This window comes from Bacilliculturomica massiliensis (assembly GCF_900605495.1).
GTDB classification, from domain to species: Bacteria; Bacillota; Clostridia; order Peptostreptococcales; family Anaerovoracaceae; genus Bacilliculturomica; species Bacilliculturomica massiliensis.
The window spans coordinates 285,342-307,152 of sequence record NZ_LR027603.1 but is presented as its reverse complement, the minus strand read 5'-3'; the positions used below and the strand labels follow the sequence as shown (position 1 = coordinate 307,152).

Sequence of the window (21,811 nt, the reverse complement as noted above, 5' to 3'; positions counted from 1 at the left end):
ATCAAAATAGTTCTCATATTTCATAAAGACTGCTTACCGTATCTCTCAGGAGTGTATCCAGAAACACATGCTTCCCTATGTAGTAATTCGCTTCCTCGAGAATGTTTTTTACAGTTTGGTAGGCCATTTCAGGGAAATTGTTTTCCCGGCTCAGATGCGCCAGAAGTACGCAGCGCTCCTTTTCCCTGCGGGAGATGAGGTCCACCAGTGCATTCCCCGCCGCTTCGTTGGACAGATGTCCCTCGTCAGACAGCACCCGCTGTTTCAGAAACCAGGGATATTTTCCGATTCTGAGCATATCCACATCGTGGTTGGCCTCCAGTACCAGAATATCCGCTCCGGTCATTTCCTCCATGGTTTCTTCCCTCACATATCCGGTGTCTGTCACGATACTGATCTGACGGTCTCCGGAATAGAAGGAATATCCAACGGGATCTGCCGCATCGTGAGAAACGCGGAAGGTCTTTACCTGAATATCGCCGATCTCAAAGACGTCCCCGGCCTGAAAACAGCGGCGCTGATGTTCAGCTACAGGAGCTGTGATCTTATCCCACGTTCCTTCGCTGGCATAGACGCACAGGTCTTTTTGTTTTTTTGACACGGTTCCCACGCTTTTCGTGTGATCGCTGTGTTCGTGAGTGATCAGCAGCGCCGTTACCATTTCTCTGGGCGTCTGAGTCCTCTCCAGACCCTCCCAGATCTTTTTTCCGCTGATGCCCGCGTCTACCAGCAGCGCGGTAGTGTTGGATCTGACCATATAACAGTTGCCGCTGCTGCCGCTGGAAAAGGAACAAAACCCTAATGTCATCTTCTTTGTTTCTCCTTGTACTATTATTCCCAAATAATGTGTAGAACTCGTGTCATTTTTTTGATGTTCTAAAGTTAATTTCTTGTAAAGTATATATTGCCCGCGTGTCCTCCCCTGCTTTGGCCCGTCCTGTCCTTCAGCCGGCCGGCGCGGCAGGCAGAGAGATCAGAGAAAAGCTATGCAAACAGGCGGTCCCGCCGGCGCGCATAGCTTCTCGATCGCACTTCCAGATTTATCATATGACAGCTTCCGACTTTTGTCCGTTCTCAGTTCCCAGCGCTGACTCCTCAGCCCTGACTCCCCGGCGTTGACTTCCCGGCATTGACTCCCCGGCGCTGACTTCCCGGCAGCCAGCGTCCCCCTGCCGTTTCTTTCGATAAAAGACCGGGCCGTGCGTCTTTTACTGCTGCTGATCATAAGCGTCGATGAAAGTCACTTTTCCGTCGTTATAGGTAAATCTCCAGGCTGGAACGGCGGTATCCTCCGTCACGCCGTCGCTGGGACCTACGGACAGATCCAGCCAGTAGACCAGATCTATTTTCGTTATGTGTATCTCTTCCGGGATTTCGTCCTCCCCGATGTTCTCATTCTCTTTTACCCGTTCGCTCATAAACTGAATCAGCGCTTCGCTGGATTGAATGACCCTCTGTTTCGTCTTTCCGTACCCCGTGGGAGTGAGCCAAAGTCTGTCCAGCCGGACTACTTCGCCCTTTTCCACTCTGCACCGTATCCCGCTTTCTTCCACAGGGATCCCGTTGTATATATTTTTGTAGACTACCTCCGCGCCGTCCCCATCCATCCGCCAGGAATCGTAGACCAGCGTTTCCTCTGTGAAGCCGCATTCCCTCAGGATCCTGTCGCACAGTGTCTTCAGGTTTTGTTCGGTCATGGTAAAAGAATCGTTCTTCGCCTGACGGGAGAGCACGGATCTCACCAGATCCTCGTCCTCTTCATCGTACTTCACGAAAAGAACGGGCATCCTCCTGGTCTTCTCCGGTATCTCCGTATCCACAAAGATATTGTGATTTTCCAGTACTTCAATGGTCGCCTCGATCACCGACTCCTGGGTCCCCTCGTCTCCGGTGTGCTGGAAATAGAACAATCCTCCCAGGATGAAGTCTGTCAGCAGAAGCGCGACGATCAATATGTTTTTGGCTTTTGTCCAATCCATCGCTACGCTCCGCTTCCCGGCGCATCGGCCGTATTTCCGCTCTGGCCCGCTGTTTCCTCACGGTCGGAACCGATGGGCTCCGCCTTGTTGAACAGATCGAAATACAGGATCACTTTTTTACCGAACGTGATCCTATAGCAGGGCTTCAGCACCATCCCGCTGTTTTCAGCCGTAGGCAGGGGCCTTACATAACCGATCTCCATGGCTTTGATGCTGTCCGCGATGCCGTCGAAAGCCGCCTCCCTGTTTTCCCTGGGCGCCAGCGCGACGCCTGCCTCGCTGAGTTTATCGTAAATATAATCGAAATTTTCTGTGAGGACTGTAACTGGATCAAAGGTATTCTCAGGCATGCCGCTTCTGTAGTTTGCGGCGGTGTCCTGATCGAAATCGATCATATCCCTTTTATAGTAAGTCACCTGTCCGTTCACCACTTCCACCACGATGGGCGCGCTTTTTTCAAAGTATACGTTCTGCGAACCGATCTTCATGCCGAAGAAGAATTTATATCCTTTTTTCTTGTCTTCCCCCACCGGGAGCACCGTTTTCAAATAGACGGACATGTCCGTTCCGTCCAGCGAATTCCAGCTGCCGTGGGAGGCCACGAAACTCAGGGCTATGTCCAGCGACTCGAAAAACTTCGGCGAGGAACCGGAGCTTCCTGAGGCCTCTTCTTTATATTCAAAGGTCCCATCCACATTTACGTTGAATATCTTCTGCCCGTAACCGTACATGTATGTGATGTTTCCTTTTGTATCCGTGATCTTTCTGATAAAATCAAAGCTTTCTCCAAAGAAACTTTCCGCCAGATCCTTCACCTTGCCGTCGGAGGAATCTGCGCCTTCTCTGCCGCACTCTACTTCCAGAAGATCGCTCTGCAGAGAGAGAGGCAGCAGGGCCGTACTTTTCACGCTGCTTCCAAAAAACGTGTTGGCCGGATAATAGCTCACATGGTCTCCTGTCTCAATGCGGGAGATCATATCTTCAAAGTTCGTATAGTTCTGATCCGCTATAATGGCGTAGTACTTGTTTCCGGTCTTCTGCCAGATCAGAATACTTTCCGTCCCCATGCCGGACCAGGCCACCGTAGCCGCTCCCTCGATCTTTTCAAAGCTCTGATTCTGAGAAAGATCATAGAATTTGCAGAACTCCTGGAAGGGAATATCATAGTGGAATTGGAACTGGATCGAAGAATATTTGACGCTTACAGCCTCTCTGAAGGTCTCCTCCGATATCTCGCTGACCAGAAGGCCGGCTGACTGCTTGGCTCCGTCCGCACTGAATTTTTTCAGCTCCTTCAGGGCCTCTTTCCAGAGAAGGTCTCCTCCGTCTGATATGACCGTATAGACTCCGTTTCCAAAGCCCACGGTGATCTCCGTCGGTATCACCGTGTCGATCACTTCCGGAGCCTCTTCTTCCTCAGCGGTATAGATCATTTCCGTAAATCGAAAAGCATCTTTTGTCGCATTTTCCCAGAAAAAATATAATAGTAGTACCGTTATGAAAAACAGTACTACTATTAAAACAGTCTTAAAAAATTCAATTGTTTTCGTGTTCGGTTTTTTCATACCTTATTCCCGTCTACTTAAACAGCCCCTTTATCAGCTCGAACAGCTTCCCAATTCCATTGTTCTGTGTCGCGTCGATAATTTTCGACTGATCTTCGGCGGACTGCTTGCCCATCATGGCAACCAGCGAGGTGGAAGAATTGACGGATTCTCCGGCGCTGTTCAGCGTATCCACCTGAATTTGATAGACGCCAGGATTCAGATTGTTGATCTGTTTTGTATAAAAGGACAAATTATTGGAGCATGTAAATTTCTCTGAATCACAAATCTGTACGTTCTTGGCATTTTTCAGTATATTTGCCCCGATCTCTGCCGATTCAGATGTCAGTTTATTCACGTCTATTGAGACGTCGACGCCGTCGACGGTCTGCCGTTTCTCAGAAACGGACACCCGAATGGTCTTAGGCTGCGTTACCTTGACGGAAACGAGCAGGCTGTCAGAATAGACCATGCTCTCATTGGCCGGGTTGACAATCGTTACGGCAGGGTCTGTCGCGGCGCTTGCAAAAGCGGTCGTGCAAAACATAGTCAAAATAACCACGAGTATGGTTATCAATTTTTTCATTGTCGAGATCTCCTCCTTTCTTTCATGTATTGCGCCGGCGCCGGTCCATTTTTTCCTGTCTGAACACAGCCTCCGGCTCTTCAAAATGATTATGTAACCGCGGGCATACCGCCGCATACTATCTCATTTAATACATCAAAGTATATATTACCATTATTACAGACGTGTTACACCGGGTTTAAGATCCTTTTACAAATGCCTCAGCCTTAAAAAATCAAAGGTCTCTACAGTATTTTTATCATAACAACGGCCATGTCGTCAAGCATTTCTCCCGATACAAACTCGCATGCCTGCCGCACAATTTTTTCCGTTATTTTGCCGCTGTTTATTTCTTCCTCCGAATCGATGATATCCATCACTCCTGAAAACCCGAAAGCCTGCTTTTTTTCTTCGCTGTAGGCTTCTGTGATCCCATCGGTGTAGAGGAAGATCCTGTCTCCTGCGCTCACCTTCACCTGAACCTGTTCATGCTCCGCCTTTTTCATCAGCCCGCAGACCGGCATACCTCCCACGGATATCTCTTCTTTGGTCCCGTCTCTGCGGATAATGAGAGGCAGACAGTTGTGCCCCGCATTGATAAAGGTCACTTCCGACGCTTCCCTGTCGTACAGGCCGATCAGGATGGAGAAATACTGTTCGTTTCCCATCTTCAGATCATTATAATTGCTCAGAAGTTCTTTCAGAATGTTGTTCAGATCGCCGGCTTCCACCTTCATGCCCCGAATGATCTGTCTCAGAAAGATCGTGAGCAGAGAAGACCGGATCCCGTGTCCTGAAACATCCGCTATGTAAAACAGACTTCTGTTATCGTCGATCCTGACCAGATCAAAAATATCTCCGCCCAGGGCTTCGCTGGGTCTGTAGCAGGACTGGATCTCCAGCGCGTCCCAGTAGGCGCCGTCGGCAGGAAGAGCTCTGATCTGTATCTGTTTCGCAAAGTCTACGTCTTTTTTCAGCTTTTCATAGTTCCGGAGGTTTTCCTCCATGATCCTGGTCTGTTCCGTGACGTCTTCAAAGATCTCCACGGAAAATTTTTCTTTTTTGGCTATGCTCACCGGAGATGCGATGATCCGATAGACCTTGGTTCCGATCCTCACATCCTTTGTCTCCGCGTTCTGGGACATTTTGCAGCCCATGGAAACACAGTTGATACATTTTCCTTCCGAAGACAGCAGCTCGAAACATTTCTTTCCCGTCTTGTCGCCGAACTCTCCGCGCATCTTGCGGTTCATGTATATTATGTTGCTTTCTTCATCCATAACGCGGACCATATAATCCATGCGTTCGATCACATCATACATGAGACTGTTGCCGTTTGTCTGATTCATCGTATTTCCTCCGTCCTTTTTCACAATTGTATTTTAACACTCTCAGCAGTTTCTTGCAATGCGGTACAGCACTTCTCCCGTATAATCCATTTGTCTCATGGTATTGAAAGGACCCACGCTGAACCGGACGGCTCCTGTTTCTACCGTTCCGATGGTCTTATGTGCAATGCCTGCGCAGTGGAAACCCGCCCGCACAGCAATACCGTACTGATTCAGTTTTTCCGACACTTCTTCGCAGTCTGTATCTTTGATGTTGAGACAGATAATTCCTGTTTTCCCATATACGTTTTCCAGTTTATTGCCATCGCACCGGCATTCAGACATCCGGGGACCATACATGATGATCCTGTCCCTGCACCCGGGAAGTTCGTTGATGTTGCAGATGTGATCTTCCAGTCTAGATACCAGATTTTCTTCATGGATCCTGATCTGATCGATACCTTTCTTCTTTACATAGCGGATCGACTCGCCCAGACCGATGATCCCGGGAGCGTTGACAGTGCCTGACTCGAAGCCTTCCGGAAACTCTGCGGGCTGTCTCAGATCCCGGGAATTTGTTCCAGTCCCTCCTTCTTTCAGCATAACAGGTTCGATTCCTGGACGAAGATAGAGCACCCCTGTTCCAAGAGGACCCAGAAGCCCCTTATGCCCAGGCAGCGCCAGCATATCGATATTCATTTCTTCCACGTCGATGGGTACGCTGCCGGCGCTCTGCGAACCGTCCAGCAGAAACAGTATGTCTCTTTCCCTTGCCATTCTCCCGATCTGCGACGCCGGCTGGATACTTCCCGTTACATTGGATGCGTGAGTACATACGATCAGCTTCGTGTTTTCCCGTATTTCCCTTTCGATCATCTGCGGGTGGACGTAACCGTTTCTGGTACAGCGTACGATAGTGGTGTTTACTCCTCTGCTCTCCAGCGCTTTCAGAGGACGCAGTACGGAGTTGTGTTCCATTGCTGTGGTGATGACGTGATCCCCCTCCTTCAACACGCCTTTTATGGCCATATTCAGGCCGTCCGTGGCGTTGTAAGTAAATATCACGTGGGAACTGTCTTTGATCCCAAAAAAATCCGCCGTCTCTTTTCGCGCTTCATAGACTTTTTCTCCCGTCTTCATCGACATGTTATGTCCCGATCTCCCGGGATTTCCACAGTATTTCATCATACATTCCTCCATCTCTCTGATCATGCAGAGAGGCTTTGGAAATGTGGTGGCGGCATTGTCCAGATAAATCATACTTTACCTCCGTTCCGGATGCGGCAGATCGCGCTTTTCCGGTTTTTTTATAATATAGGTTATCAGTATATGAAAACGAAGGTTTTTTTGCTACAGTTACATTTGATCATGATCCCGGTTATGCCTGATGTAAAAAAGTTTTTTCGGAAACATATTCCCCCTACAGCTCACTTTTACAAGGTAAACTTTTTTGAACTATACGGAAATATCAGCGGACGCTATTCCCTGTGTTATAAATAAACCTCCCTCAGAGTCTTATTCGCTCTGCTGACTCACCTTCACAATGCAGCCTTTATTGTTATTCCGTCAATATCGCCAAAAAAAAAAGACGATATTTCCTACATGATTAAAAAAGAGAATGTTTCATGTGAAACATTCTCTTAAAACCCAATGAATTCAACGTTTTTTTAATTTCTTTATCTGTTTTTGCATCAGACCCTCTCCGGATTGACGGTGAGAAGGAGACTGATCAGCCGCTCCAGTTCCTCTCTGCTGTAGTACTCTATCTCGATCCTGCCTTTTCTGCTGCCGTATTGGATGGAAACTTTTGTTCCAAGAACATCCTTCAGGTGGGATTCCACATCCTGTACGTCTTTTCGTTTCGTTCTGGACGCCGCTTTTCTCTTCTGTGTTCTGGAGGCTGAGCTCTCCCCCGCATACTGTTCCATCTCACGGACAGACCAGCCTTCCTCCACCGCTTTTTTTGCCGCTTTGATCTGCTGTTCTTCACCCTTCATTCCCGCTATGGCCCTCGCATGACCTCCTGACAGGGATCCCTGCGATACCAGCTCCTGAACCGGATCGGGCAGCTTCAGAAGTCTCAGAGAGTTGGTTATGTACGGTCTGCTCTTTCCCACGCTGCGGGATACTTCTTCCTGAGTCAGGCCAAAGGTCCGGATCATCTCATCCAGAGCCAGAGCTTCTTCTATAGCGTTGAGGTCTTCCCGCTGCATATTCTCGATGATGGCGAAAAACATATTCTGCTGTTCGTCCAGCTCCCGTACAATGGCGGGTATCTTTTTCAGACCCGCCCTGCGGGCCGCCCTCCAGCGCCGCTCTCCGGCTACCAGTTCATAGCCTTTCTCAGCGTTTCTCACCATGATCGGCTGTATAACGCCGTGTGACTGAATGGATGACGCCAGTTCCTCTATCTTCTCATCGTCAAAAGTCTTCCTCGGCTGTTTGGAATTAGGCTTAATATCGTTGATATCTATAAACACGATCTCGCCGGCTCTTTCCTCTTCTCTTGTATCTGCAGCGCTTTCGTCCGCGAGCTTGACTTCGTTGGAAATGATCTCCGTATCGCTGAACAGGGATTCCAGTCCTCTCCCCAATCCTCTTGTCTTCGGTTTTGCCATGACTACTCCTCGCTTTCCGTTTCCAGAAATTCGTCGGCAAAAGCAAAGTATGCTTCCGCTCCCTTTGACTTCGGATCGTATTCCGTGATCGGAAGCCCATAACTGGGGGCCTCCGCCAGCCGCACATTTCTTGGGATCACAGTTGTGTAGACCTTGGAACCAAAGTACTTCTTCACTTCCTCCACCACCTGGATGGACAGATTGGTCCTCCCATCGAACATGCTGAGTATAACGCCTTCTATCTCCAGCTTGGAGTTCAGACTTTTCTTTACCAGTTCAATGGTGCTCATCAGCTGACTGACGCCTTCCAGCGCGTAGAATTCGCACTGTATGGGGATCAGTACGCTGTCCACGGCAGTCAGGGAATTGATCGTGAGCAGTCCCAATGACGGGGGACAGTCGATAAAAATATAATCATATTCTCTTTTTATTTTGTCCAGGGCTTTCTTCAGCCGTTTTTCCCTGCCCTCCAGCTGGACCAGTTCGATCTCCGCCCCTGCAAGATCCACGCTGGCCGGTATGATATCCAGATTCCTGATCCCCGTATTTTTTATTGCTTCCCGCGGGTCCATCTTTTCATTGATCAGGACTTCGTAGGATGTCTCCTCCAGACCTTTTTTAGCGATACCCATGCCGCTGGTCGTATTTCCCTGCGGATCGATATCCAGGACGAGAACTCTTTTATCTCTCAGAGCCAGACAGGCGGCCAGGTTTATGTTAGTCGTCGTCTTGCCTACCCCGCCCTTCTGATTAAATATTGCAATTGCTTTACCCAAATGATTCACCCCTTGCTTCATCACAGCTTCATTTATCTTTACGAAGCGGCGCTTTTTGACTTTTTCAGACTCAGTGATTCTATTATATAACAGTATAAGAATTTACACCATAGATTTTTTGACCTGCTGCTTTTCATAAGATTCCGTCCTGTGTTGCAAACGGCCAAATTACCTCGTTTTCTTATTGACTGGAAATAATAAAAAAGTTTCCTTCGGAAAGATATTCGCCCTGCGGGCTTACCTTCACAAGGTGAACTTTTTTGAAACATACGGAAATATCTGCGGACAATATTTACTCTCGTCTAGTGTCATGATTTTTTATGTGAGCTTATTTGACAGCAGACTTTTTCAATGTCTTTCACATAAAAAAGCCGCCTTCAGAGACTTATTCGCCCTGCGGTCCACTTTCACAAGGCTGGATTTTTGGGATATTTCCTACATAATAAAAAAGGAATGTTTCACGTGAAACATTCCTAAAACACGATCTGCCCTTTTAAGAACCGCCTTTACTGCGCAATTCTGCGCCTCGCCTCTTTTTTCGGTATTACGATGCGGACTTCAAGGAAGTCCCCCTTATCCTCCTGATAATACTCCGCATCCTTTTCCACATCTGAAATAGTCGAAAATGCTTTTTTCAGGGTATTTAAATATATTTTATAATTGATGAACCGGAGTTTCTCACTTTTTCTCGCTTCTTCCTCTTTTCTGACCAGAACGTCTTCGATCAGTTTTTCCGTCTGCTTTACATTTAAATTGTGATCTATGATCTTGTTGAGCACGGACTTTCTGAGTTCATTGTCTTCTATTCTCAGAAGAGCCCTGGCATGCCGCTCAGACAGCTGATGTTTAGCCAGGATCAGCTGTATATCCACAGGAAGCACCAGCAGTCGTATCTTATTCGATATCGTAGACTGCTGTTTTCCCATCCTCCTGGCGATCTCGGACTGTGTCAGCCCATAATCCTCCATCAGACTTTTGTACGCTGCCGCCTCCTCAATGTAATTCAGATCGGCCCGCTGCACGTTTTCCACCAGAGCGATGAGCGCCGTATCCTTATCGTCTGCTTCCCTTATGACTACCGGAACTCTGGTCAGTCCGGCCATTGCGGAAGCTCTCAATCTCCTCTCCCCTGCGATGAGAATGTATCTTCCTTCACTGTCTCTTTTGACGATCAGCGGCTGGATCACCCCGAACTCTCTGATCGAACAGCATAACTCCTCAAGATCCGACTTATCAAAAACCCTCCGCGGCTGATCCGGATTGGTATGTATACTTTCTATGGGCAATTCCAGCTGCGGACTTTTCTTAAAACCAAACATGATGAATCCCTCCCTTTTCTATATCATAACCCGAAGCTTGTCCTACAGAAAGGGGGAAGCGTTCAACAAAAATCCCCTGAAATCATCATTTCAGGGGATCTTTTGCGGGCGTTCCCGCTTTTCTCGGATATTTCGTCAATGTATTCGTTATTTTTTCGATCCACAAGATCGTATGTTCCAGCTTTTCTTCATCACGGATCTCCTTCAGATCAAAGTGGATCCGATCCTCAAGAAGCCTTCCGCCCAATATTTCCACCGCTTTTCTGCCTTCTCTGATCTCTTCTTCCGCAGCCGCCGTTTTATAGGGTGCGAACCAGCCCCCTACCTTTACGAAAGGCAGACAATATTCCGACAGCACCGAAAGATTTGCCACCGCTCTCGACACGCAGAGATCATACTGCTCTCTGTACTCTTTCTTTTTTCCCAGCTCCTCGGCCCGGGCGTGGATCACCTCCACATTCTGAAGACCGATCTCATGGGCCGTCTGTTCGACGATCTTCATGCGTTTTCCCAGGGAATCCATCAACGTGAATTGTTTTTCCGGAAAAACGATAGCCAGAGGTATGCCGGGAAATCCGGCTCCTGTTCCCACATCTATCACTCTGCGGGCCTGCCCCATGCGAGGGCTCCTGCATATCATGAGAGAATCGGCAAAGTGCCTGATCTCGAACGATTCCTCGTCCCTGACAGCCGTCAGATTCACCGACTCATTCCATTTCAGTATGCTTCGTCTGTATTGTTCAAACTGTTCCATCACGTCCCCGCCGCAGGGCAGTCCGAGATTTGTGAGCATAGACTTGAGATAATTCACTGGTTTTCACCGCCTTTTTCGTCTTTCTTCCCTCTTCTCTCTTTTTCCAGCCAGATCAGCAGCACGTTGATATCGGCTGGAGATACGCCGGAGATACGCGAAGCCTGTCCCACCGATACCGGCCGGAACTGATCCAGCTTCTGTCTCGCCTCGATGCGCAGTCCGTCGATCCGTCCGTAATCCAGATCTTCCGGAAGCCTTCTGGTCTCCAGTCTCTTGAAACGCTCCACCTGTGTCAGCTGCTTTCCGATATATCCATCGTATTTGATCTGGACCTCTACCTGTGTCATGCTGTGCCAGGAGAGAGGATCTCTCTGTGGATCGATCTCAGCCAGCATTTCATAATTGATCTCCGGCCTTTTGAGAAGTTCAGCCAGAGTCATTTTATTCTGCAGGGGCGAGCTTCCCCATTTTTCCAAAATGGAATTCACTTGAGAGGGTAAAACTTCTGTTTTTCTCAGACGGTCCATCTCCCGTTCCGTCTCTTCCTCTCTCTTTAAAAATCTGTCATATCTAGATTTATCAGCCAATCCAATCTCAAATGACCGCCTCGTCAGACGCCGGTCGGCGTTGTCCTGCCTGAGAAGCAGCCTATATTCCGCTCTGGACGTCATAATTCTGTAAGGTTCATTAGTACCTTTTGTCACCAGATCGTCGATCAGAACGCCAATATAAGCCTCGGATCTGTCCAGAACAAACGGTTGTTTTCCATCTATTGACAGGCAGGCGTTTACCCCTGCCATAAGCCCCTGAGCCGCCGCCTCCTCATATCCGGAACTTCCGTTAAACTGTCCGGCGCAGAAGAGCCGGGATATCTTCCGATACTCCAGATTTGTCTTAAGCTCCAGCGGATCGATGCAGTCGTACTCGATGGCGTAAGCCGGTCTCACTACTTCCAGCTCTTCAAGACCAGGAATAGAACGGTAAAACTCCACCTGAACATCTTCCGGAAGGCTGCTGGACATACCCTGAATATACATTTCATCGGTTGCGGATCCCTCCGGTTCGATAAACAGCTGATGCCGTTTTTTATCGGCGAAGCGATTCACTTTATCCTCGATGGAGGGACAGTACCGGGGTCCTACCCCCTCGATCTGTCCTCCGAACAGAGCGGACCTGTGAAAATTTTTCCGGATGATCTCATGAGTCGTCTCATTGGTGTAAGTCAGCCAGCAGGATACCTGTTCCCTTTCCAGCCGATCGTTCAAAAAAGAAAAGGGAACGATCTTCTCATCGCCTTTCTGTTCCTCCATCCGGTCAAAATTCAGACTTTTTCCCAAGGCCCGGGCAGGGGTTCCCGTCTTGAACCGGCGAAGCTTCATACCATGTTTCTTTAAATTGTCCGCCAGTTCCACAGAGGGAGCCAGACCGTTTGGTCCGCTCTGATACGCCGATTCACCGATAAATATTTTACCTCTGAGAAAAGTGCCCGTAGCCAGAACCACCGCTTTCGCCCGATAAATGGCCCCTGTTTTCATAACTATGCCGCAGACCCGCTTTCCCCCGTCGCCCTGGTCCTCCGTAACGATATCCACAGCCTCACCCTGCTTCAGATCAAGATTTTCCTGGGCCTCCAGCGTCTTCTTCATCTCCTCGTGATACCGCTGTTTGTCCGCCTGAGCTCTCAGAGAATGGACGGCTGGCCCCTTTGCCGTATTCAGCATACGGCTCTGAATAAAAGTCTTGTCGATATTGACGCCCATCTCGCCGCCCAACGCGTCGATCTCCCTGACCAGATGACCTTTTCCCGTTCCTCCGATGGAAGGATTGCAGGCCATCATGGCCACCGCCTCCAGATTGATGGACAGCATCAGCGTCTTTTTTCCCATGCGCGCTGCCGCCAGCCCTGCCTCGCAGCCTGCGTGACCGGCGCCGATGACTATCACATCGTATTCTCCCATTAAATAACTCATCTGCGGCTCACCCTACTATCCTTTCTTTTATCTCTGACAGACCGTTCCCCTACTTTCCCAGACAAAAACGCGAAAATACCTCGTTGATGATCTGATCATTTGCCGTCTCGCCGATGATCTCGCCCAGATCGTCAAACGCCTGTCTGATATTGACTTCTATAAAATCCAGAGCTTCCCGCGATGAAGACATGAGCTGTGCGCAGTGGATCTCCTCAGAAGCTCTGCGGATCAATTCCTCATGGCGCACGTTGGTCACGATCATGCTCTCCCTCTGGGCCGCCTGTCCGCCGAACACCATATCCCTTATCTTCTCCTGCAGAAGGTCCATGCCATGTCCCTCCTTCATAGATGTTTCGATCACAGCCGCCCCGGGCATTTTCTCAAGGATCATCTCTTCTGTCAACACAGATCCCAGATCGATCTTATTGAGCAGAACCACCGTTTTTTTCTCATCCAGATAGGGTATGATCTCCAGATCTTCCGGTGTAAAACCCTCGTTGCCGGAAACCATAAAAAGGATCAGGTCCGCTCTGTTCACAGCCTCCTTGCTTTTCTCAATTCCGATCTGTTCTACTCTGTCCTCCGTCCGTCTGATCCCTGCCGTATCTGTTAGCCGCACCGGAATTCCTGAAATACTCAATCCCTCTTCTATGGTGTCTCTTGTGGTGCCGGGCACATCGGTGACGATCGCCCGGGATTCCCGCAGAAGGGCGTTCATCAGCGAAGACTTTCCTACATTGGGCCTCCCGGCGATGGTGACCGCCAGTCCCTCTCTTATCATTCTTCCCGTGCCCGCGCCGGCGATCAGAGCCTGAAGTTTATCGTCTATCTGCGATAAACTTTCATCCAGCTTTTCATAGTTGATCTCTTCAATATCCTCATCCGGATAATCCAGATTCACTGTCACCAGCACTAAAAGATCCATCAGATCATTCCTCAGTTCCCTGATCTCACGGGAAAGGGATCCTTCCATCTGTCCGAGAGCCACATCAAAACCCTGATCTGTCTTGGCGCGCACCACGTCTATGACCGCCTCCGCCTGCGAGAGATCTAAACGGCCGTTCAGAAAAGCCCTCTTCGTAAACTCTCCCGGTTCAGCCAGCCGCGCCCCGTTTTCCAGACACAGAGACAGCACCCTTCGAAGCGACACTACGCTGCCGTGGCACTGGATCTCCGCCACATCCTCAGCCGTATAAGTGTATGGAGCCTTCATAAATACAGCCATCGCTTCATCCACCAGACTGCCGTCTCTGGGATCCACCACATTTCCGTACGTCAATCGCCTATTAACGATCGGTTCATTGATGGTCTCACCCGTGGCTTCAGGCAAAAAAAACCTTTCTCTCTGGCCCTCCCCTTCAGTTCTGTGCCTGCGCACAGAAATAAAGATGCTTTCCAGAACGCTTCTGGCTTTCGGACCGCTGACGCGGACGATCCCTATCCCTCCCTCGCCGTAAGCGGTGGCGATGGCCGCAATGGTATCTTCCATAATCCTGTTCCCTCTCATCTTGACGAAAATATTTCAAACTCAGATACTGACCCGTAAATTGAAAAAGGGGCCGACTTAAAAATAAGCAGCCCCCTTGATTTCGTTACTTTCTTTCAATGATAACACGCCTGTAGGGCTCTTCCCCTTCGCTTCTGGTCGTCACTTCAGGACGGCCCTGCAGCGTTGCGTGAATTACCTTTCTCTCATAGGGATTCATCGGTTCCAGACGCACGCTTTTTCCCGATCTCTTCACCTTGTCGGCCAGACGGTTCGCCAGCTGTTCCAGGGTCCGTTCCCTCTTCGCGCGGTAATTCTCCGCGTCGATGACCACGCGGATGTACTTTTCCGAATCCTTGTTCACCACAAGACTGGTCAAATACTGGATCGCGTCCAGAGTCTGTCCCCTCTTTCCGATGATCGTCCCGGAATCTTTGCCCTCAATGTCGATGAACACGTTCTCTTCGTTCACATAACACTTGACTTCCAGAACCAGTCCCATTTTCTCAGAGACTTCATTCAGAAAAGTAAGCGCCGGATGTTCGGTCATCTCCTGCAGATCGTCGGGTCTCACCCTGAGAGCCAGCTTGCTCTCCGACCGCTGAGGACGTTCCCTATCTTTGTCCCTGCGCCCTCTTTCTCTCCGGTCGCTGCGTTCGCCGCGCTCCGGCCTGCGGTCGTCCCTTCTTTCAGGACGCTCGGACCGGTCCCGCTGAGGACGTTCCGTTTTCTTTTCGCCAGACGGCGCCGTTCTTTCTGCAGAGCGTTCTGCAGACGCCGGCTTCGCCGCCGTTTTTTCTTTTATTTCTTCCGGCTCGGGAGCCTTTACTACTGTGATCTTTTCAACCCTTACTTTAGCGAGCTTCTGTCCGATGCCGAAAAATCCTCTCGATGGTTCCTCCAGTACCGTTACATTAACCTCGTCACGCGTAAGTTTCAAATCTTCGAGAGCCAGTCTGACGGCTTCGTCGATACTGGTCCCCCATTTTTCTGAAAAATCCATCCTCTGTCCTCCAGCTGTCCTGTTGAAATACAAAACAGTATCCTATTTCTTCTTTTTTTTCTTCTCCGCTTCCGTCTTTTCTTTGAGTTTCTTTCTCATATAGTTCAGATAGCGGTTCTGCCCGATCTGGATCAAGTTGCCGATAAACCAGTAGAGGGCAAGTCCTGCCGGAAAAGATCGTCCCATGAGAAAGATCATCACCGGGAAGAAATACTTCATGGCGTTCATCATTCCCTGAGCGGGATTGGAACCGTCCGGAGAGGTCTGCTGTGCCTGCGTCTGCGAAAATGAGACAAAGGTCGCCAGACCTGCCAGTATAGGCAGCGCCCAATCGTCGGGCTGACTCAGGTCTGATATCCAGAGAAAAGATTCATGAACGGCCATGATCATGGACGTATTGTCCGCCATATAGACCAGCGGATTGCGGAGCAGTGCAAACAGACCGAAAATGATCGGCATCTGAATGATCATGGGAAGGCATCCCCGCATGGGATTGAACTTTTCTTCCTGATAGAGCTCCATCATCTTCATGTTCAGGGTTTCTTTGTCATTCGCATATTTTTTCTGCAGAGCCTGCATTTTCGGCTGAAGATCCGCCATCTTCGCGGTGTGCTTCACCTGTGAAGAATACAGCGGAAACAGGCACAACCTCACGAGAACGGTGAACACGATGATCGCGATCCCGTAATTGTCGATGAAATTGTACAAAAACGACAGCAGAAATCCCATGGGGCTTGCAAATATTCCTGTTATGAATTGCACAGTATCTGGTACCTCCTGAATTTACATGAATATGTAAATTTCTTTCCGTTTTCTTCTTTGAACGAGCGACACCCGTCCCGTCATTTCAAAGGATCGTAGCCACCTTTGTGAAACGGGTGGCATTTCAATATCCTTCGGATTCCCAGCCAGCTGCCTTTTAAAGCCCCGTATTTTTCCACAGCTTGTATAAAATAAGCGGAACAAGTGGGGTAAAATCTGCAGGTAGGCGGAAACATCGGTGAAATCAACGTCTGATATCCCCGGATCAGGGCAATCAACAGTTTCTTCAATTTCATTCACCCTGCGATCTGTTTTCTTTTTTCTGTTTTGATTTTGGCGGAAAGCCCGGCAGTATGCCTGCTCTCCTCATTGCGGCTTCAATTGATTTTTTCACATCCGCACATTTCAGATCACGTATGGTATGCCTCGCGATGAGGATCATATCATACCCCGGAGGGATCGATCCCTCCAAAGCTCTGTAGCTTTCCTTCATGAGCCGTCTGGCTCTGTTACGAACCACGCTTTTTCCTACTTTTTTGCTGGCCAGAAACGCCCTGCGGCTGTAAGCAAGACCATTTTTTCTGTAGAACAAAACGACGCACTTTCCCCCTACGGATTTTCCGCGCTTATAGATGGAAGAAAAGTCCGTTTTCTTTCGTAAAACGTCAGGTCTAAGCATACTTTGTCCTTTTTACAAAAGTACTCTAAACAAAAAGACCACGAAATGCGGTCTCTATGCTGTAAGGGACTTTCTTCCTCTCGCTCTTCTTCTCTTGAGAACGTTTCTGCCATTCTTGGTGCTCATTCTCTTTCTGAAGCCGTGCTCTCTTTTTCTCTGTCTTTTCTTGGGCTGATAAGTCTGTTTCATCCTTCCCACCTCCTTATATAAAAGTTTTTATACACAATCGCCCTGTTATTATACAGTTTTCTGCGATTTATGTCAACTATTTTCGCCGAGATCCATTCTGAAAACCTCACCCTTTTCCACCCGAAAAATAAAGCTGTCGGGCAGATTGGAAAACAGTGGGTCGGACAGCTCCGCTGCAGTGATAAATATCTGTACTTCCGAAAGGCGGTTCAGCAGAAACGTCTGTCTCTGCGTATCCAGTTCCGACAGCACATCGTCCAGCAGAAGAATGGCGTCTTCCCCTGTCTCCTGACGGATCAGATAGATCTCCGCCAGCTTCAGCGACAGCGCCGCCGTCCTCTGCTGCCCCTGGGATCCATAGTGACGGATATCCACTCCGTCGATCTCCAGCTTCAGATCGTCTCTGTGGGGACCTGTTCCCGTAGTTCCCCGGTACAGATCTCTTCTGAAATTCTTCTGAAGCCGGTCCATAAACTGCTGTTTTAAGGCGCTCAGATCACCGGCCTCCGGCAGATCGCACTCGTAGGAGACAGAAAGCGTCTCTTTTCCATCGGTTATCTTTTCGTGAAGTTCCCTGCTGATCTGCGCAAGTTTTTCCACAAACCGCCTGCGTTCCGCCACGATACGCGCTCCGTAGTCTGCAAGTTCCTCGTCGTACACGGAGAAAAGATCCCTGTTGGCCTCTCCCTGACGCAGCAGCACGTTTCGATTCAGCAGGATCTTTTTATAACGGCCCAGATTTTTAAAATACACGGGCTTCAGCTGACAAAGTTCCCTGTCTAAAAATTTTCTTCTCTTCTCCGGCTCATCTTTCACGATCTTCAGATCCTCCGGAGAAAAAACCACCATGTAAACGTGTTCCAGAAGATCCGCCGTCTTTTTTGCTCTCACTCCGTCGATCTTGACAGATTTTCCTTCTCTGGAAATGATGATCTCTATATCGATCTCGCCGTCGTCCTTCACCGTTTTGCTGCGGGCCCGGCAGAAATCCTCTCCGAATCCGATCATCTCGCTGTCCCTTCCCGTGCGGAAGGACTTCCCAAGACTCATAATGTAAAGGCTCTCCAACAGATTCGTCTTTCCCTGAGCATTGTTTCCCGTGATGATATTGACCTTTTCATGGAATGAGACAGACTGCTCTTTATAGTTTCTGAAATTCTTCAGATCGATCTCTTTTAGATACATGTTTCATCCTGATCTCTCAGAAAGTCCGCCGCCTTTTCAGCCGCTTCCTTCTCCGCTCTTTTAACGATGGCCTCCACGTCATGGCCGATGATATCCAGTCCGTCGGCGGCCACCGTGTCCATACTGCCGATTCCCAGCATAAAACAGAGCGAACGCAGATAAGGCGCCGCCTGTTCCAGTTCTCTCATATAGGGGAGACTGAAATCTCCTCCTCTGGTGGTAATATACATCAGGCGGTCCGCCCGGCACAATCCCTGGACGCCGTCTTCCGTATAGCGGAATGTCAGTCCCGTAACGCAGATATTTTCCAGATATACCTTCAGCATGGAAGGAAAACTCAGATCCCAAAGTGGAGCTGCGATCACGATCCGGTCTGCGGCCGCAAAGCGTCTGGCCCGTTCAAACAGAGGACCGCTGAAGTCTCCTGCCGCCGAAGCCCTGTCCCTGAGAAGGAGATCCTCACCCCGGACGGGCCTTATTTCTTCCCTTCTGAGATCGACTTCCTCGAGAGAAAAGGTTCCCTGTTTTTTCAGTTCCTCGAGAAAGACCCGTGCGATCCGCTCTGTTCTGGAACGGCCCTCTTCTCTCATGCAGCCGTTTACAAATAATATATGCAATTTACTTCCTCGCTTTTTATAACTCAGGAAATATGGTTGGTTAATACTTCCGCATGTTTCCTAATTGCCCGAGATCCTGACAGGCAGGATCAGATACTCGTAGGCGTCCCCTTCCACCGGCTTGACCAGACAGGGGCTGACGCTGTTGTTGAACTCCATGGCGACCTCATCGTCCGACACCACCTTGAGCACGTCAAGCACGTACTTCGAGTTAAAGCCGATCTCCAGATCCTCTCCGTCTCTGACGATGGCCACTTCCTCTTTTACATTGCCTTCTTCCGAACGGGAGGTGATAGTCAGCGTTCCATCTCCTACAGATATCTTGATGAGATTGTTTTTCCCTTCCTTAGCGAGAAGCGAAGCGCGCTCGATGCTGGACAGCAGGTCGCTCTTGCCCACCGTAACTCTGGTGCGATGCTCTTTTGGAAGAATATCTCTGTATTTAATGAATTCCCCTTCCAGCAGCCGGAGCACGATCTTCGTCTGGTCCGCCAGGACCACCGCTCTCTTCTCGTCCAGGATCAGGGAGATATCGTCGCTCTCGTCGGAATCTGAGATGATCTTGCAGATCTCATTGAGAATACGCGCGGAGATGACGATCTTCTTTTCTTCTTCATTTTTCACAGCTTCTCTGGTAATGGCCATGCGGAAACCGTCAAGAGCTACCATGGTCAGTCCGTCTGCTGTCATATCGATGAGAACGCCGACGATGATTCCCTTCGACTCGTCGATGCTGGCGGCGAAGGATGTTTTCTTTACCATATCCTTAAATAGTTCTTTATTGAAAAGGAGTCTCTGATCCTCTCCTACATCTCCGATATTTGGAAATTCGTCGGCAGGCTGGCCTACGATAGTGAATTCCGAAGCCAGACAGCGGATGATCACTGTATTGTTTTCCATTTCCTCGATCTCTACATCGGCGCCGGGCAGTTTTCTTATAATATCACTGAACAGTCTCGAGGATACTACCAGGGATCCTTCCTCCTGTACCTCGACGTCGATCCTTTTTTCAATACTGAGATCCAGATCGGAAGCGGCCAGCTTCAGCTGGCTTCCTTCTGTCTCGAGTAATATACCTTTGAGTATGGGAATCGTTGTTCTCGTGGTAACAGCCTTTGAAACAGTGTTCAGGGCTTTCGATAAGCTCTGCTGAGAACAGGTGAACTTCATGGGACTGCCTCCTTCTTTTTATAACAAATTAGTAACAGTAGTATTAGGGTCTGTGAATTTGTGAATAACTTCTCTAAACAAGCTGTTTACAGGCTTTGAGCCTGTGTATAACTTGTGGATAACTCAGAAAACTTATCCGTGGTTTTGTGCATTAATCTTCTTTTATCTCATTTTCAATGGTCTCGATTATGTTTTTGAGGTCCCCGTTGCCGGGAAGTTCGGCCGAGATCTTATCGCAGGCGTGAAGCACCGTCGTATGGTCTCTGTTGCCGAAGTGTTCGCCGATCTTGGGCAGGGACAGGTCGGTGAGATTTCTGCATATGTACATGGCGATCTGCCGGGGATAGGCCAGATTGCGGGATCTCTTGGAAGATTCAATGTCCGTCAGTTTGATGTTGAAGTATTTGCAAACGTGTTTCTTGATCAGGGCTGGCGTCACCTCCCTGTCTTTCGAGGAAAAAACGTCCAGAAGAACTTCCCTGGCCAGATCTTTGTTTATCTTGGCGTTGGTCAGGTTTGCGTAAGCCACTACACGGTTGAACGCGCCTTCCAGCTCACGGATATTGGACTGGATCTTTTCCGCGATGACAGAGATGACGTCCATGAGACTGTCGCTGATCTCCACGTCGTCCAGCTCCGCTTTCTTAATGAGGATGGCCACTCTGGTCTCGTAGTCGGGAGCCTGAATGTCCGCCACCAATCCCCATTCGAAGCGGGAGCGCAGACGTTCTTCCAGCGTGGCGATCTCCTTGGGAGGCCGGTCGCTGGAGATAATGATCTGCTTATTCGCCTCGTACAGTGTATTAAAGGTGTGGAAGATTTCTTCCTGCGTACTCTCTTTTTTCTCGATAAACTGAATATCGTCGATCATGAGAACGTCGATATTGCGGTATTTATTTCGAAATTCCACCGTCTGCTTTTCCCGGATGGCCTTGATCAGCTCGTTGGTAAACATTTCGGAGGAAACGTAGAGCACTTTGGAGGAAGGATTTCCGCGAAGGATGTAGTGTCCGATGGCGTGCATCAGATGAGTTTTCCCCAGCCCGGCTCCGCCGTAGATAAAAAGCGGATTGTAGGCTTTGGCCGGCGCCTCCGCCACGGCCAGGGACGCGGCGTGGGCAAAGCGGTTGTTGCCGCCCACTACAAACGTATCGAAAATGTACTTCGGATTCAGATAGAGCTCGTCCGTAAAAGGACCGGGATCGCTGCCGTCGGCGGGGATCTCCTCCGGTGCGATAAAAGCCACCTTTACATCCTTGCCGAAAGCGGTGCGGACGGCGTTCTCGATCACCGGCTTATATCGGTTGGTGAGGATCGATCTGGAAAAATCATTATATGAGGAAAGATAAAGTTTTCCCTCACGCTCGTCCATTCCCGTAGGAGACAGGGGCGCGATCCACGTCTCATAGCTGATGGGAGTCAGTTCCGGCTGCAGAAGTTCCAGAACCTCGTCCCAGAGACTCTTCAATTCTTGTGTGTTCATCAATAGATACCTTCTAACTAAAATCAGATTCAGAACAAAGGAAATAGCATACCGCTATTCCCCGTATGTCTTATCATAACAAAAAAAGTTATCCACAGGAAGAGCAAAAAATAAATATCGAAAAAATACCATACGGTGGCCGGAAAGAAAAGTTATGCACAATTTGTGGGTAACTTTATTAAAAATGTTCACAACCCATATATGTTGTGGAGAAGCAGAGCGAGAGGAAAAGAAAATCCTTAAAAAATATTGCAGAAAAAAGAGAATACGCAGGAATATCTGCGGAAGAGGTCGAAGGATGGAAAACAGCAGGGGATATAGAAAAATAAAAAGAAGTCAAACATAGTATATATGTCTGAAATTTACGTCCTTGTCAGGAGCGAA

General features: G+C 49.0%; 21 protein-coding genes. All 21 read right to left on the bottom strand.

The annotated features are described in order from the left end of the window. Window positions 1–13 precede the first annotated feature (13 nt). The 21 genes from E0E37_RS11060 to dnaA all read right to left on the bottom strand — a co-directional run bounded on the left by E0E37_RS11060 (window position 14) and on the right by dnaA (window position 21,427). Entirely contained in the window at window positions 14–808 is a 795-nt protein-coding gene (locus tag E0E37_RS11060) for an MBL fold metallo-hydrolase (protein WP_130863105.1), read from the bottom strand. Between the two features lie 400 nt (window positions 809–1,208). After that, window positions 1,209–1,979 (bottom strand): two-component system regulatory protein YycI, encoded by a 771-nt coding sequence (yycI, locus tag E0E37_RS11055; RefSeq protein ID WP_130863104.1) that lies wholly within the window; start codon window positions 1,977–1,979, stop codon window positions 1,209–1,211. 2 nt (window positions 1,980–1,981) lie between these two features. Then, window positions 1,982–3,544 carry a two-component system activity regulator YycH gene (gene yycH, locus E0E37_RS11050; protein WP_130863103.1) on the bottom strand — a complete coding sequence of 521 codons (1,563 nt, stop codon included), beginning with the start codon at window positions 3,542–3,544 and terminating at the stop codon, window positions 1,982–1,984. A gap of 13 nt (window positions 3,545–3,557) precedes the next feature. Continuing rightward, window positions 3,558–4,109, bottom strand: a complete 552-nt coding sequence (locus E0E37_RS11045; protein ID WP_130863102.1) for a hypothetical protein — start codon at window positions 4,107–4,109, stop codon at window positions 3,558–3,560. Window positions 4,110–4,333: 224 nt separating this feature from the next. After that, entirely contained in the window at window positions 4,334–5,437 is a 1,104-nt protein-coding gene (locus E0E37_RS11040) for a PP2C family protein-serine/threonine phosphatase (protein WP_130863101.1), read from the bottom strand. A 42-nt stretch (window positions 5,438–5,479) separates the two neighbouring features. Then, the gene (locus tag E0E37_RS11035) at window positions 5,480–6,676 is read right to left on the bottom strand and encodes an aminotransferase class V-fold PLP-dependent enzyme (RefSeq protein ID WP_130863100.1); all 1,197 of its coding nucleotides are present in this window, start codon (window positions 6,674–6,676) and stop codon (window positions 5,480–5,482) included. A 431-nt stretch (window positions 6,677–7,107) separates the two neighbouring features. Beyond that, window positions 7,108–8,034, bottom strand: coding sequence for a ParB/RepB/Spo0J family partition protein (locus tag E0E37_RS11030; protein ID WP_130863099.1), 927 nt, complete (start codon window positions 8,032–8,034; stop codon window positions 7,108–7,110). A gap of 2 nt (window positions 8,035–8,036) precedes the next feature. Next, entirely contained in the window at window positions 8,037–8,810 is a 774-nt protein-coding gene (locus E0E37_RS11025; RefSeq protein ID WP_130863098.1) for a ParA family protein, read from the bottom strand. A 506-nt stretch (window positions 8,811–9,316) separates the two neighbouring features. Beyond that, a complete protein-coding gene (locus E0E37_RS11020; RefSeq protein ID WP_130863097.1) occupies window positions 9,317–10,129 on the bottom strand; it encodes a ParB/RepB/Spo0J family partition protein in 813 nt (270 codons plus the stop codon). Between the two features lie 85 nt (window positions 10,130–10,214). After that, window positions 10,215–10,940: a 16S rRNA (guanine(527)-N(7))-methyltransferase RsmG gene (gene rsmG / locus E0E37_RS11015; protein ID WP_246019703.1), complete on the bottom strand. Its 726-nt coding sequence runs from the start codon at window positions 10,938–10,940 to the stop codon at window positions 10,215–10,217. Beyond that, window positions 10,937–12,853: a tRNA uridine-5-carboxymethylaminomethyl(34) synthesis enzyme MnmG gene (gene mnmG, locus E0E37_RS11010; RefSeq protein ID WP_130863096.1), complete on the bottom strand. Its 1,917-nt coding sequence runs from the start codon at window positions 12,851–12,853 to the stop codon at window positions 10,937–10,939. The genes rsmG and mnmG overlap by 4 nt, the downstream gene beginning before the upstream one ends. Window positions 12,854–12,902: 49 nt before the next feature. Next, window positions 12,903–14,342 carry a tRNA uridine-5-carboxymethylaminomethyl(34) synthesis GTPase MnmE gene (gene mnmE, locus E0E37_RS11005; protein ID WP_130863095.1) on the bottom strand — a complete coding sequence of 480 codons (1,440 nt, stop codon included), beginning with the start codon at window positions 14,340–14,342 and terminating at the stop codon, window positions 12,903–12,905. Window positions 14,343–14,445: 103 nt separating this feature from the next. Next, window positions 14,446–15,342 carry an RNA-binding cell elongation regulator Jag/EloR gene (gene jag, locus E0E37_RS11000; protein WP_130863094.1) on the bottom strand — a complete coding sequence of 299 codons (897 nt, stop codon included), beginning with the start codon at window positions 15,340–15,342 and terminating at the stop codon, window positions 14,446–14,448. Between the two features lie 42 nt (window positions 15,343–15,384). Beyond that, window positions 15,385–16,104 carry a YidC/Oxa1 family membrane protein insertase gene (locus E0E37_RS10995; protein WP_246019702.1) on the bottom strand — a complete coding sequence of 240 codons (720 nt, stop codon included), beginning with the start codon at window positions 16,102–16,104 and terminating at the stop codon, window positions 15,385–15,387. A gap of 80 nt (window positions 16,105–16,184) precedes the next feature. After that, window positions 16,185–16,400, bottom strand: coding sequence for a membrane protein insertion efficiency factor YidD (gene yidD / locus E0E37_RS10990; RefSeq protein WP_207302957.1), 216 nt, complete (start codon window positions 16,398–16,400; stop codon window positions 16,185–16,187). After that, complete coding sequence (rnpA, locus tag E0E37_RS10985) at window positions 16,397–16,783, bottom strand: ribonuclease P protein component (RefSeq protein WP_130863093.1); 387 nt, start codon at window positions 16,781–16,783, stop codon at window positions 16,397–16,399. Before rnpA ends, yidD begins: the two co-directional genes overlap by 4 nt. Before the next feature lie 54 nt (window positions 16,784–16,837). After that, on the bottom strand, window positions 16,838–16,972 hold the full coding sequence (gene rpmH / locus E0E37_RS10980) for a 50S ribosomal protein L34 (RefSeq protein WP_130863092.1): 135 nt from the start codon (window positions 16,970–16,972) through the stop codon (window positions 16,838–16,840). A gap of 72 nt (window positions 16,973–17,044) precedes the next feature. Then, entirely contained in the window at window positions 17,045–18,157 is a 1,113-nt protein-coding gene (gene recF / locus E0E37_RS10975) for a DNA replication/repair protein RecF (RefSeq protein WP_130863091.1), read from the bottom strand. Beyond that, the gene (locus E0E37_RS10970; RefSeq protein WP_130863090.1) at window positions 18,148–18,774 is read right to left on the bottom strand and encodes an NAD(P)H-dependent oxidoreductase; all 627 of its coding nucleotides are present in this window, start codon (window positions 18,772–18,774) and stop codon (window positions 18,148–18,150) included. The genes recF and E0E37_RS10970 overlap by 10 nt, the downstream gene beginning before the upstream one ends. A 60-nt stretch (window positions 18,775–18,834) precedes the next feature. Continuing rightward, the gene (gene dnaN / locus E0E37_RS10965; RefSeq protein ID WP_130863089.1) at window positions 18,835–19,944 is read right to left on the bottom strand and encodes a DNA polymerase III subunit beta; all 1,110 of its coding nucleotides are present in this window, start codon (window positions 19,942–19,944) and stop codon (window positions 18,835–18,837) included. 151 nt (window positions 19,945–20,095) lie between these two features. Then, on the bottom strand, window positions 20,096–21,427 hold the full coding sequence (dnaA, locus tag E0E37_RS10960; protein ID WP_130863088.1) for a chromosomal replication initiator protein DnaA: 1,332 nt from the start codon (window positions 21,425–21,427) through the stop codon (window positions 20,096–20,098). Window positions 21,428–21,811 lie beyond the last annotated feature (384 nt).